A 12,706-nucleotide genomic window follows, 5' to 3' on the forward strand; every position below is an offset into this window, starting at 1 on the left:
TCTTTAACTCATCGCCGGGCCGCGCTAGATTGGTCGCCATGTGCCCGATCGACGACTCCGACGCTTTCGAAACCGCCGCTGAGGCGCCCCTTTCCGTTCGTGCCTCCGTTCGCGGCATGGCCGCGCGCGCGGCGCCCTATCTCGACGGGCTGAACCCGGCGCAGCGCCAGGCGGTCGAGACTCTGGACGGCCCGGTCCTGATGCTGGCGGGCGCGGGCACCGGCAAGACCCGGGCGCTGACCGCGCGGATCGCGCATCTGCTCTGCACCGGCGCGGCCCGGCCGAACGAGATCCTGGCGGTGACCTTCACCAACAAGGCCGCGCGCGAGATGAAGGAGCGGGTCGGGCGGCTGATGGGCGAGACCGTCGAGGGCATGCCCTGGCTCGGCACCTTCCACGCGATCTGCGTCCGGCTGCTGCGCCGCCATGCCGAGCTGGTGGGGCTCAAGTCGAATTTCACCATCCTCGATACCGACGACCAGATCCGGCTGCTGAAACAGGTGATCGCGGCCGCGAATATCGACGAGAAACGCTGGCCCGCGCGGCAGCTGGCCGGGCTGATCGACCACTGGAAGAACCGCGCCTGGACGCCCGAGACCGTGCCGGCCTCGGAAAGCTCGGGCTTCGATGGCCGGGGCGTCAGGCTCTATGCCGCCTATCAGGACCGTCTGAAGACCCTGAACGCGGCCGATTTCGGCGATCTGCTGCTGCATGTGGTGACCATATTCCAGGCCCATCCCGACCTTCTGGAGCAGTACCGGCGCTGGTTCCGCTATATCATGGTCGACGAATACCAGGACACCAACGTGGCGCAGTATCTGTGGCTGCGGCTTCTGGCGGGCGGGCACAGGAACATCTGCTGCGTCGGCGACGACGATCAGTCGATCTATGGCTGGCGCGGCGCCGAGGTCGGCAACATCCTGCGCTTCGAGAAGGATTTTCCCGGCGCCGCGGTGATCCGGCTGGAACAGAATTACCGCTCGACCCCGCATATCCTCGCCGCCGCCTCGGGGCTGATCGCGGCCAACAAGGGGCGGCTTGGCAAGACGCTCTGGACCGAGGCCGAGGCGGGCGAGAAGGTCCGGCTGATCGGCCACTGGGACGGCGAGGAAGAGGCCCGCTGGATCGGCGAGGAGGCCGAGACGCTGCAGGGCGGCAGCCGCGGGATGCGGCCCTTCTCGCTGGATGACATGGCGATTCTCGTGCGCGCCAGCCACCAGATGCGCGCCTTCGAGGATCGTTTCCTGACCATCGGTCTGCCGTACCGGGTGATCGGCGGGCCGCGTTTCTACGAGCGGATGGAGATCCGCGATGCGATGGCCTATTTCCGCCTCGCCGTCAGCCCTGCCGACGATCTGGCCTTCGAGCGGATCGTGAATACCCCCAAGCGGGGGCTTGGCGACAAGGCGCAGCAGAAGATCCAGGCCGCGGCGCGGGCCGAGGGTGTGCCGCTGGTCGAGGGCGCGCGGATGCTGCTGGAGAGCGGCGGGCTGGGCGGCAAGGGCGGGACCGAGCTGTGCAGGCTGATCGCGCGACTGGAAGATTGGCACTTTCTGGTCGCCAATAAAGGCTCTGAAGATGCTTTGAAGCCAGTGCGGGACGAGATCTCGGATCTTGCCAGTCTCGACTTCAGTGATCTTCCGGACGAAGAGAGGGAAGTCTTCGAACGGCGGCGGAAGTCGCAGATTGCGCTCTTGGAACGGAGGGCGGAGATCTTGCAAGGAAATCAAGTTTTTCTGGCCGAAGATATTCTTGACGAGTCGGGCTACACGGCGATGTGGCAGGCCGACAAGACGCCCGAGGCGCCGGGGCGGCTGGAGAACCTCAAGGAACTGGTCAAGGCGCTGGAGGAATTCGACAATCTTCAGGGCTTTCTCGAACATGTCGCGCTGATCATGGACAATGACAGCGAGGCGGCCGGGGCCAAGATCTCGGTGATGACGCTGCATGCCGCCAAGGGGCTGGAATTTCCGGTCGTGTTCCTGCCGGGCTGGGAGGACGGGCTTTTCCCAAGCCAGCGCGCAATGGACGAGACCGGGCTGAAGGGGCTCGAGGAGGAACGGCGGCTCGGCTATGTCGGGCTGACCCGGGCCGAAGAGCTTTGCACCGTGTCCTTCGCCGCCAATCGCCGGGTCTACGGGAAATGGCAGTCGCAACTGCCCTCGCGCTTCATCGACGAGCTTCCCGCCGCCCATGTCGAGGTGCTGACGCCTCCCGGACTGTATGGCGGGGGCTATGGCGCGGCGGCGCCGCAGGTGGCGGTCTCGGATATCGAGGCGCGGGCCTCGCGCGCCGATGTCTATAATTCGCCGGGCTGGCAGCGGCTGCAAAGCCGCACCGCCGGCCGGTCGGGCTCCACGCCGTCGTACGGCGCCCGTGGCATCATGATCGATGCCGAGGCGTTGCCGGCCTTCGAGCTCGGTGCGCGTGTGTTCCACCAGAAATTCGGCTATGGCACGGTGACCGGGATCGAGGGCGACAAGCTCGACATCGCCTTCGACAAGGCCGGGGCCAAGAAGGTCGTGGCCCGGTTCGTGGTGGCGGCCGCCAGTGCCGGCGATGTTCCCTTCTAGAGGCCGGGCCGTTCAGGCGCGGCCTTTCCCCGATAAAGCCCCTTCCGGAATCTGACGACAGGCGCTTTGCGTCGGTCGTGGCATTGCGCCATGCGGCTGCAAGGCGCCGCCCGGCTGGCGTCTGCCTGCGGATCTGTCTTCGGGGCTGTTCGGGAAAAGAGAAACGGCGACGCCAGGGAGGAGGGGGCGCCGCCGTTCTGCACAACGGCAGTGTCAGGGAGGAGGAGACATACTGCCGTATCCGGTGGGGCCGAAGCCCCGTATGAAAAGTGCGGCGGCACCTGGGAGGAGGTAGGTGCCGCCGCGAGATGAGGAAACCCAGGGAGGAGGAGGGGTTTCCTTTCTCTGGGCGGTGGGTTGCCGGTCGATGCCGTTGCGTCCCGTCCGCGCCGTTGGTCCTATAAATACCCTTTTGCTGCAGTTGCACAATGGCTCGCGGCCGAATTGCTGCCATGCGGAAACTGCATAAGTCATTCTGACATAGTTTTGGGCGGGTTCTGCCCGGATGGCGCGGGAATGGGCGGGGAAGAAACGACTCTTGCCCTTTTGGGGCATACGGCCAAGTAAGAGGACAGGTCTCGCGCGAAACGGAGTCTCTGATGCCTCTTTCCAATGATGTGATTTTAGCCGAACTGTCCCGAATCGCAGTGCCGGGCGGCGGCGATCTGGTCTCGCGCGATCTGGTCCGCGCGCTCTCTGTTGAGGGTGATACGGTGCGCTTCGTGATCGAGGCCGAGACCGCCGAGGCGGCCCGGGCGATGGAGCCGGCGCGGGCGGCTGCCCAGGCCGCGGTCGAGGCGATTGCGGGCGTTGCGCGGGCCTCGATCGTGCTGACGGCGCATGGCGGGGCGGGGGCGGCGCAGAAATCGGCGCCGCAACCGGGGCCGCAGGCGGGGGCGCAGCCGGGCCCCCGGATCGGCCGCCACCCCACCCCCGATGACGGGCCACGCAATCCGTCGGGGGTCGACCGCATCCTGGCTGTGGCCTCGGGCAAGGGCGGCGTCGGCAAGTCGACGGTGGCCAGCAATCTCGCGGTGGCGCTGGCCCGTCAGGGGCGCCGGGTCGGGCTGCTCGATGCCGATATCTACGGTCCGTCTCTGCCCAGGATGATGGGCGCCACCCGTCGCCCCGCCTCGCCCGACGGCAAGATCATCGAGCCGGTCTCGGCGCATGGCGTGACGATGATGTCGATCGGCCTGCTGCTGAAGGAAGACGAGGCGGTGGTCTGGCGCGGTCCGATGCTGATGGGCGCGCTTCAGCAATTGTTGGGCCAGGTCAACTGGGGGCGGCTCGACGTGCTGGTGGTCGATCTGCCGCCGGGCACGGGCGACATCCAGTTGACGCTGTGCCAGCGGACGAAACTGACCGGGGCCCTGGTGGTCTCGACACCTCAGGATGTGGCGCTGCTGGATGCGCGCAAGGCGCTCGACATGTTCGCCAAGCTCCAGACCCCGGTGCTCGGGCTGATCGAGAACATGTCCACCTATATCTGCCCCAATTGCGGGCATGAGGCGCATATCTTCGGCCATGGCGGGGTCGAGGCCGAGGCGCAGAAGCTGGGGGTGCCCTTCCTCGGCGCGCTGCCACTGGCGCTCGAGGTACGCGAGGCGGGCGATGCCGGGCGTCCGGTGGCGCTGGGCGAGGGGGCCATCGCCGAGGCCTATGCGCAGATCGCTGTCCGGCTGATCGGCGGCGGCATGGCCTGAGCCGCGGAACGGGCAGGGGTGGTCCTGGCCCCGCGCTCACGGGAATTCATGGTCAAATTTGGGTCGGAGGCTCCGGATCGGTGATTCGGGGCCTTTTTCTTGCCGGTTCCGGCGGCACCTGTTCACGCGCATTCGGCGAGATCATCCTTTCCGAGAAATTTTTTATCAGATGCACTCAAAGAGTGCATTATGTCTGATATCTACGATATGTGGGGTTTTTATAAAATTTGAGCACAAATTGAGGTGCCTGCATCCCAATCCGGTATCGATTTCCGGGTGGATTCCCGCCTCGACGGCGTGATCTCTTCAACACATTCCCGCCAAATTCAGTTGATCTCCATGAATTCCCATGTCATAAGGATCCTACAAGGGCGATGGCGGACGATACGGATCAAGGGGCGCATAAAGAGACCCCGGAAAAACCAAAACGGTTTCATACAGGCACCCGCCACAGCCCCCATACGAGATCCGGCGCGCGAGCGAGCAAACATCCCCCAGGTGGTGCGCGCAGCCGGGCAACCCGGAACGGGACGAGGGCGGCGGATTGGGCAGTGGCAGCAGCTCAGTCCGCCGTTTTCGTCGGAGCGGTCTCAGAACCGGTCATTGGCGAAGACGGTGAGGGTAAAGGAGCGTCGGGCAGGTGGCGCGCAGGTTCAGAGGCGAAAGCCAGCACAAGGTGGATGCCAAGGGCAGGGTCTCGATCCCGGCCCTGTTTCGCCGTGTGCTCGAGGCTTGCGACCCGGACTGGACCGAGGGGCTCCGCCCGCAACTGGTCATCGTCTATGGCGATCACCGCCGCAAATATCTGGAATGCTATACCATCGAGGCCATCGACGAGGTCGATGAGAAGATCGCGGCGCTGCCGCGCGGCTCGATGCAGCGGCGGATGCTGGAACGGATGTTCCACGGCCAGTCGCATCCGACCGAGGTCGACAATGACGGCCGGCTGACCCTGCCGCAGAAGCTGCGCGACAAGATCGGGCTCGAGGGCGAGGCCTTTTTCATCGCCTCGGGCGATACCTTCCAGATCTGGAAACCCGAGACCTACGAGACCGAGGAGCTGGCCAAGACCGAGGCCTGGCTCGACGAACTTCCCGACGATGTCGATCCGCTGAGCTTCCTCGACGGGGCCGTGGCGGGCGTCGGTCACGCCGGGGACGGCTAGGCCATGGCTGCTGCGGACCGTTCCGCCCCTGCCGACCCGCCGCATATCCCGGTCCTGCTGCGCCCCCTGCTTGGGGCGGTGGCGCCGGTCTCGGGGCTGTGGCTCGACGGCACCTTCGGCGCGGGCGGCTACAGTCGCGGGCTGCTGGAAGCCGGGGCCGACCGGGTGATCGGGGTCGACCGCGACCCCAGCGTCGCCGATCTGGCCGCCTCCTGGGCTGCGGACTGGGGTGAGCGGCTGCGGCTGGTCGAGGGGGTCTTTTCCGAGCTCGACCTCCATGCCGATGCCCCGCTCGACGGGGTGGTGCTGGATCTCGGCGTTTCCTCGATGCAGCTCGATCAGGCCGAGCGCGGGTTTTCCTTTGCCAAGGACGGTCCGCTCGACATGCGTATGGGCGCCGGGGGCCTGTCGGCCGCCGATCTGGTCGCCACCGCCTCCGAGACCGCCCTGGCCGACATCCTGTTTCACTATGGCGAGGAACGCGCCTCGCGCCGGATCGCCCGGGCCATCGTCAAGGCCCGGGCGGTTGCGCCTATCGTGACCACGGCGCAACTGGCCGAGGTGGTGGCGCGCTGCCTGCCGCCCCACCGGCCGGGCCAGACACATCCGGCGACCCGGAGCTTCCAGGCGATCCGGATCGCGGTGAACGATGAGCTTGGCGAGCTGGTCCGTGGGCTGGAAGCCGCCGAGCGGGCGCTGAAACCCGGCGGAAAGCTGGCCGTCGTCACCTTCCATTCCCTTGAAGACCGCATCGTCAAGCGGTATCTGCAGGCGCGCTCGGGGCAGGGCGCGGGCGGCAGCCGCTATGCGCCCGAGACCAGGCCCGAGCCCGCGCGTTTCGATCTTGTCACCCGCCGCGCGGTGGCGCCCGATCCGGTCGAGCTCGAGGCCAATCCGCGCGCGCGCTCGGCCAAGCTGAGGGTGGCGATCCGTACCGACAGGCCGGCGGGGGCGGCCGATCGCAGCCAGCTCGGTCTGCCGAAGATCATGGAGGAGTAGATGCGCAGCCTCGTCTATGTTCTGACGGCGATGGCGGTGATGGCGCTGGCCTTCTGGGCCTATCGCGAGAATTACCGGACCCAGGCGGCGCTCGACAATGTCGAGCGTCTGAACCGTGCCATCGGGTCGCTGCGCGAGCAACTGGCCATGCAGAATGCCGAATGGGCCTATCTGAACCGGCCCGAGCGGCTGCGCGAGCTGGCGGCGCTGAATTACGACCGGCTCGGGCTCGGGCCGCTCGCGCCCGAGCAGTTCGGCCAGATCGATCAGGTCTCCTATCCTGAGATGGTTTTGCCCGATATCGTGCTGCCCGACGAGCTGTTCCAGGAGATCATGGCCGAGGCCGACCGCCCGGCCCAGACTGCCGCACCAACCCTGCCCGTCGAGGAGGCCGCCGCGGCCTCGGCCGTGCCCGAGGCGCTCAATGCCGGGGATGCGGAGGAGGGGCGATGATCCGGACACCGCTGCGCCCGCTGGCGCGCATTCTGGAAGCCCGCGCCAGGGGCGAGAATCCCGATGCCATCGAGCGCGAGAACAAGCGCCTGCGCCACGAGAAGATGCGCGACCAGGCCCGAGTCCGGGCCGAGGGGCGCCTGCTGGTGCTGGGGGTGGTGTTCTGCGCGGCCTTCGCGGTGGTCGGCGTGCGGATGGGGATTCTGGCGGGATCGGTTCCCTCCGAGCCGCGCGCCACCGCCCCGGGCGCCTCGATCGTGGCCCAGCGCGCCGATATCGTCGATCGCAACGGCAATATCCTTGCCACCAATCTCGCCACCCATTCGCTTTATGCCCAGCCGCCGCTGATGATCGATCCGAAGGCGGTGGCGCGCGAACTGGCCGCGATCTTCCCCGATCTCGACGAGGCGCGGATGGTGAAGGATTTCACCGGCAACCGCAAATTCGTCTGGATCAAGAAGAAGCTCAGCCCCGAGCAGATGCAGCTCGTGCATGACATCGGCGATCCGGGCCTGTCCTTCGGTCCGCGCGAGATGCGGCTCTATCCCAACGGGGCGCTGGCTGCGCATATCCTCGGAGGCGCCGGCTTCGGCCGCGAGGGCGTGCAGTCGGCCGAGGTGATCGGCGTGGCCGGGGTCGAGCGCTATTTCGACGAATATCTGCGCGATCCGGCCAATGGCGGCCAGCCGCTCCGGCTGTCGATCGACCTGACGGTGCAGGCTGCGGTCGAGCGGGTTCTGGCGGGCGGCATGAAGCTTATGAGCGCCAAGGGTGCGGCCGCGATCCTGATGGATGTGCATAGCGGCGAGATCCTGTCGATGGTCTCGCTGCCCGATTTCGATCCGAACGAGCGTCCGCGCCAGCTGGTCAAGGGCGATCCCTCCGACAGCCCGCTTTTCAACCGCGCGGTGCAGGGGGTCTACGAGCTTGGCTCGACCTTCAAGCCCCTGACCGTGTCGCAGGCGCTGGACGAGGGCATCGTCAACCCGAATACCATGATCGACACCAAGGGGCCGCTGGTCTGGGGGCGGTTCCGGATCAACGACTTCCACAATTACGGTTCGAGCCTGTCGGTGACCACGGTGCTGGTGAAAAGCTCGAATATCGGCACCGCCCGGATCGCACAGCGGATCGGCGGCGAGCGTCAGCGGGCGTTCCTCACCCGTCTCGGGCTGCTGGACCCCTCGCCGGTCGAACTGGTCGAGGCGGCCGGGACCAGGCCGCTCTTGCCCGCGAACTGGAGCGAGCTGTCGACGATGACGATTTCCTACGGGCACGGGGTGTCGACCAGCCCGCTCAATCTGGCGGCGGCCTATTCGACCATCGCAAATGGCGGTCTTCTGGTCCGGCCGACGCTTCTGGCGGGCGGCGACAAGCCGGGCGAGCGGGTGATTTCCGAGGAAACCTCGCGCCAGATCCGCAAGATGCTGCGCGAGGTGGTGGTGCATGGCACGGCCTCCTTCGGCGAGGTGCCGGGCTATCGGGTGGGGGGCAAGACCGGTACTGCCGACAAGCCCAAGCCCACCGGCGGCTATTACGACAAGAAGGTGATCGCGACCTTTGCCAGCATGTTCCCGGCCGAGGCGCCGCAATATGTGCTGATCGTCACCCTCGACGAGCCGCAGGACACCACCGGTCCCAAACCGCGCCGCACCGCGGGCTGGACCGCGGTGCCGGTCGCCGCCGAAATCATCCGGCGCGCCGCGCCGCTTCTGGGGCTCCGGCCCGAGATTGAACAGGCGCCGGGCTTCGGCGTAACACTGACCGCGAACTGAGGGGCGCGGAGATCATGACAATCCGGACCGAAACGACGCTCGGCGATCTGGGGCTCACCGCCCAGGGCGGGCGAAACGTGCATATCACGGGGCTGTCGGTCGACAGCCGCGACACGAAACCGGGCCATCTCTTTGCGGCGATGCCGGGCACGCGGGCGCATGGAGCCGAATTCGTGCCCTTCGCGCTGCGGATGGGGGCGGCCGCCGTGCTGACCGACCGCGCCGGTGCGCGGATCGCCGCCGAGGCGCTGGCGGGCAGCGATGCCGCGCTGGTGGTGGCCGAGGATCCGCGTCAGGCGCTGGCCTGCGCGGCGGCGCTGTTCTACGGCGCCCAGCCCGCGACCATGGTCGCGGTCACCGGCACCGCGGGCAAGACCTCGGTTGCAAGCTTCACCCGGCAGATCTGGGCCGGGCTCGGACGTGCCTCCTGCAATCTCGGCACGATGGGAGTGCAGGGGGCCTATCAGGCGCCGCTCTCGCATACCACGCCCGAGCCGATCATGCTGCACCGGCTGCTGGCCGAGATGGCAGGCGTGGGCGTCACCCATGCCGCGATGGAAGCCTCCAGCCACGGGCTTGAACAGCGTCGGCTGGACGGGGTCGCGTTGAAGGCTGCGGCCTTCACCAATTTCAGCCAGGACCATCTCGATTACCACGCAGGCTTCGATGAGTATTTCGCGGCCAAGGCGGGGCTCTTCGACCGGGTGCTGCCCGAGGACGGGACCGCAGTGATCAATATCGACGATGCGCGCGGCGCGCAGATGCTGGGGCATGCCCGGGCGCGCGGCCAGACCATCCTGACAGTCGGCCGCGCCGAAGAGGCGGATCTGCGCATTCTGGCGCAGCGCTATGACGCCACCGGCCAGGATCTGCGCTTTGCCTGGGAGGGCGTGGCGCAGCAGGTCCGGCTCGATCTGATCGGGGGCTTCCAGGCCGAGAACGTGCTGGCCGCCGCCGGGCTGGCCATCGCCGCGGGCGAGGCGCCGCGGCAGGTCTTCGCGGCCCTGCCCGAGCTTGCCACCGTGCGCGGCCGGATGGAGCTGGCTGCGACCCGCGCCAATGGCGCTACCGTCTTCGTCGATTATTCGCACAAGCCGGGCGCGCTGGCGGCGGCCATTGCCTCGCTCAGGCCTCATGTGATGGGCCGGATCGTGGTCGTCTTCGGCGCGGGCGGGGATCGCGACCGGGGCAAGCGGCCGCTGATGGGGCAGGTGGCCTGCAAACAGGCCGATGTCGTGATCGTGACGGATGACAACCCCAGATCCGAAGAGCCGGCGACGATCCGGGCGGAGATCCTGCAAGGCTGCGCCGAGGCGATCGAGGTCGGCGACCGTGCCGAGGCGATCCTGCGCGGGGTCGATACGCTCGAGCCGGGCGACGCGCTCCTGATCGCAGGGAAGGGCCACGAGACCGGCCAGATCGTCGGCGACGCGGTTTATCCCTTCGACGATGCCGAACAGGCCAGCGTCGCGGTCGCGGCGCTTGACGGGCGGCTGGCATGAGCGCGCTCTGGACGGCGGCCGAGGCGGCCCGGGCGACCGGCGGGCGCGTCACCCGGGACTGGTCGGTCACCGGCGTCAGCATCGACACCCGCAGCCTCAAGCCGGGCGATCTGTTCGTGGCGCTGAAGGACCAGCGCGACGGGCATGATTTCGTCGCCGATGCGCTGGCGCGGGGGGCGGGGGCTGCGCTGGTCTCGCGGCTGCCCGAGGGGGTCGACGAAGGCGCACCGCTGCTGATCGTGGACGACGTGCTGGCGGCGCTGGGCGCGCTGGGGCAGGCCGGGCGGGCGCGCAGCAGGGCCCGGGTGGTCGCGGTCACGGGATCTGTCGGCAAGACCTCGACCAAGGAGATGCTGCGCGCGGTTCTGGCCGGACAGGGGCGGGTCCATGCCGCCGAGGCCAGTTTCAACAACCATTGGGGCGTGCCGCTGACGCTGGCGCGGATGCCGCGCGATGCCCAGTTCGCCGTGCTCGAGATCGGCATGAACCATCCCGGCGAAATCGCGCCGCTGGCGCGGCTGGCGCGGCCGCATGTGGCGCTGATCACCACCATCGCGCCCGCGCATCTGGAGGCCTTCGACGGGCTTGCGGGCATCGCCGCCGAGAAGGCCGCGATCTTCGAGGGGTTGGAGCCGGGCGGCATCGCGGTTTATCCGGGCGATCTGGACACCAGCCCTGTGCTGGCGGCGGGCGCCGCCGCCCATGCCGCGGCCGAGACCCGTTTCGGCGCCGCCGAGGGCTGCGAGTTCCGCCTGATGCGGGCCGACCTGCATGCCGAGTCGACCGTGGTGCAGGCCGAGGCGCGCGGGCATGAGCTTCTGTTCAAGATCCACGCCGCCGGGCGCCATTTCGCGACCAATGCGCTGGGCGTGCTGGCGGTGACCGAGGCGCTGGGGATCGATCTTGTGGTCGCGGCCTGCGATCTGGGCCAGTGGCGCCCGCCCGGCGGGCGCGGCGCGCGGCTGAGGATCCCGCTCGATCCGGTCGAGGAGAGCCTGTCGGTCGAGGTCATCGACGACGCCTTCAACGCCAACCCCGCCTCGATGGCCGCCGCTCTCGAGGTTCTGGCCGCGGCCCGGCCGACCGACGGGCTCGGGCGGGTGGCGCGCGGGCGGCGGATCGCGATCCTGGGCGACATGCTGGAGCTTGGCCCCGAGGAACAGGCGATGCATGCGGGCCTGGCCGATCTGGCGGCTATGGCGCGCGTCGATCTGGTGCATTGCGTCGGGCCGCGGATGCGCGCCCTTTATTTTGCGCTGCCGCTCTCGCAGAGAGGGCAGTGGTTCGACGAAGCCGATCCCCTGGCCGCCAAGGTCCATTCGCTGGTCGATGCCGGCGATGTGGTGCTGGTCAAGGGATCGAAAGGCAGCCGCGTGTCGGTCGTGGTCGACGCGCTGAAAAGGCTGGGGCAAGGCGGCTCCGGCTCCGACGAGGATCTTTCGTAATGCTCTACTGGCTTGCCGACCTGTCCGATGGCGGTGGCGTCTTCAACCTGTTCCGCTACATCACCTTCCGGGCAGGATGCGCGTTCTTCACCGCGCTCGTCTTCGGCTTCCTGTTCGGACGGCCGCTGATCAACCTCTTGCGCAAGCGGCAGAGGAACGGCCAGCCGATCCGCGCGGACGGCCCCGAGGGCCATATCGTCTCGAAGGCGGGCACCCCCACCATGGGCGGGGTGCTGATCCTGGGCGGGCTGATCGTCTCGACCCTGCTCTGGGGCCGGCTCGACAACCCCTATATCTGGATGCTGCTGTTCGTGACCCTGTCCTTCGGCGCCATCGGCTTTGCCGACGACTATGCCAAGGTCTCGAAGAACAACACCAAGGGCGTGCCCGGTTTCGTCCGCTTCGGGCTGGGCCTGCTGATCGCGGCGATTGCCGGATACTGGGCGTCCTGGGCGCATCCCGATGATCTGAGCCACAATCTGGCGCTGCCGGTCTTCAAGGACACGCTGCTCCATCTGGGGATGTTCTTCATCCCCTTCGCGATGCTGGTGATCGTGGGCTCGGCCAATGCCGTCAACCTGACCGACGGGCTCGACGGGCTGGCGATCATGCCGGTGATGATCGCGGCGGGCACGCTGGGCGTCATCGCCTATGCGGTCGGCCGAGTCGACTTCACCGATTATCTAGAGGTCCATTACGTCCCCGGAACCGCCGAGATCCTGATTTTCTGCGCAGGCTTGATCGGCGCGGGGCTTGGCTTCCTGTGGTATAACGCCCCACCCGCCGCCGTCTTCATGGGCGATACCGGGTCTCTGGCGCTGGGCGGCGCGCTGGGCGCGATCGCCGTCGCGACCAAGCACGAGATCGTTTTGGCCATAGTAGGCGGGCTTTTCGTGGTCGAGGCGCTGTCGGTGATCATCCAGGTCGCCTATTTCAAGGCCACTCGCAAGCGGGTCTTCCTGATGGCCCCGATCCATCACCACTTCGAGAAGAAGGGCTGGGCCGAGCCCCAGATCGTGATACGATTCTGGATCATCAGCCTGATCCTTGCGCTGATCGGTCTGGCAACCCTCAAGGTCCGCTGAGTG

Annotated in this window: 9 protein-coding genes; all 9 read left to right on the forward strand. The window is 67.6% G+C overall.

Annotated elements, in window-relative coordinates; genetic code table 11:
• Positions 1-38 precede the first annotated feature (38 nt).
• The 9 genes from ACK8CO_RS15880 (at position 39) to mraY (ending at position 12,703) form a co-directional block, all read left to right on the forward strand.
• Positions 39-2,573, forward strand: a complete 2,535-nt coding sequence (locus ACK8CO_RS15880; protein ID WP_414897255.1) for an ATP-dependent helicase — start codon at positions 39-41, stop codon at positions 2,571-2,573.
• A 599-nt stretch (positions 2,574-3,172) separates the two neighbouring features.
• On the forward strand, positions 3,173-4,279 hold the full coding sequence (locus ACK8CO_RS15885) for an Mrp/NBP35 family ATP-binding protein (RefSeq protein WP_414897256.1): 1,107 nt from the start codon (positions 3,173-3,175) through the stop codon (positions 4,277-4,279).
• A 640-nt stretch (positions 4,280-4,919) separates the two neighbouring features.
• Positions 4,920-5,444 (forward strand): division/cell wall cluster transcriptional repressor MraZ, encoded by a 525-nt coding sequence (gene mraZ, locus ACK8CO_RS15890; protein ID WP_414897257.1) that lies wholly within the window; start codon positions 4,920-4,922, stop codon positions 5,442-5,444.
• A 3-nt stretch (positions 5,445-5,447) separates the two neighbouring features.
• Positions 5,448-6,443 (forward strand): 16S rRNA (cytosine(1402)-N(4))-methyltransferase RsmH, encoded by a 996-nt coding sequence (gene rsmH, locus ACK8CO_RS15895; RefSeq protein ID WP_080616954.1) that lies wholly within the window; start codon positions 5,448-5,450, stop codon positions 6,441-6,443.
• Positions 6,444-6,896 carry a cell division protein FtsL gene (locus ACK8CO_RS15900; protein WP_414897258.1) on the forward strand — a complete coding sequence of 151 codons (453 nt, stop codon included), beginning with the start codon at positions 6,444-6,446 and terminating at the stop codon, positions 6,894-6,896.
• A complete protein-coding gene (locus ACK8CO_RS15905) occupies positions 6,893-8,671 on the forward strand; it encodes a peptidoglycan D,D-transpeptidase FtsI family protein (protein ID WP_414897259.1) in 1,779 nt (592 codons plus the stop codon). The genes ACK8CO_RS15900 and ACK8CO_RS15905 overlap by 4 nt, the downstream gene beginning before the upstream one ends.
• 14 nt (positions 8,672-8,685) lie before the next feature.
• Positions 8,686-10,173 (forward strand): UDP-N-acetylmuramoyl-L-alanyl-D-glutamate--2,6-diaminopimelate ligase, encoded by a 1,488-nt coding sequence (locus tag ACK8CO_RS15910; RefSeq protein ID WP_414897260.1) that lies wholly within the window; start codon positions 8,686-8,688, stop codon positions 10,171-10,173.
• Complete coding sequence (locus ACK8CO_RS15915; protein WP_414897261.1) at positions 10,170-11,618, forward strand: UDP-N-acetylmuramoyl-tripeptide--D-alanyl-D-alanine ligase; 1,449 nt, start codon at positions 10,170-10,172, stop codon at positions 11,616-11,618. Before ACK8CO_RS15910 ends, ACK8CO_RS15915 begins: the two co-directional genes overlap by 4 nt.
• Positions 11,618-12,703 carry a phospho-N-acetylmuramoyl-pentapeptide-transferase gene (gene mraY, locus ACK8CO_RS15920; protein WP_414897262.1) on the forward strand — a complete coding sequence of 362 codons (1,086 nt, stop codon included), beginning with the start codon at positions 11,618-11,620 and terminating at the stop codon, positions 12,701-12,703. Before ACK8CO_RS15915 ends, mraY begins: the two co-directional genes overlap by 1 nt.
• Positions 12,704-12,706: the final 3 nt, after the last annotated feature.

The sequence above is a fragment of the Rhodovulum sp. HP10 genome, assembly GCF_047553435.1.
Classification (GTDB): Bacteria; Pseudomonadota; Alphaproteobacteria; order Rhodobacterales; family Rhodobacteraceae; genus Rhodovulum.

Excerpts from the sequence above, each read along its gene's own strand:
- ACK8CO_RS15880 (WP_414897255.1), top strand. The coding sequence starts at position 39 with ATGTGCCCGATCGACGACTCCGACGCTTTCGAAACCGCCGCTGAGGCG.
- ACK8CO_RS15885 (WP_414897256.1), top strand. The coding sequence starts at position 3,173 with ATGCCTCTTTCCAATGATGTGATTTTAGCCGAACTGTCCCGAATCGCA.
- rsmH (WP_080616954.1), top strand. The coding sequence starts at position 5,448 with ATGGCTGCTGCGGACCGTTCCGCCCCTGCCGACCCGCCGCATATCCCG.
- ACK8CO_RS15900 (WP_414897258.1), top strand. The coding sequence starts at position 6,444 with ATGCGCAGCCTCGTCTATGTTCTGACGGCGATGGCGGTGATGGCGCTG.
- ACK8CO_RS15905 (WP_414897259.1), top strand. The coding sequence starts at position 6,893 with ATGATCCGGACACCGCTGCGCCCGCTGGCGCGCATTCTGGAAGCCCGC.
- ACK8CO_RS15910 (WP_414897260.1), top strand. The coding sequence starts at position 8,686 with ATGACAATCCGGACCGAAACGACGCTCGGCGATCTGGGGCTCACCGCC.
- ACK8CO_RS15915 (WP_414897261.1), top strand. The coding sequence starts at position 10,170 with ATGAGCGCGCTCTGGACGGCGGCCGAGGCGGCCCGGGCGACCGGCGGG.
- mraY (WP_414897262.1), top strand. The coding sequence starts at position 11,618 with ATGCTCTACTGGCTTGCCGACCTGTCCGATGGCGGTGGCGTCTTCAAC.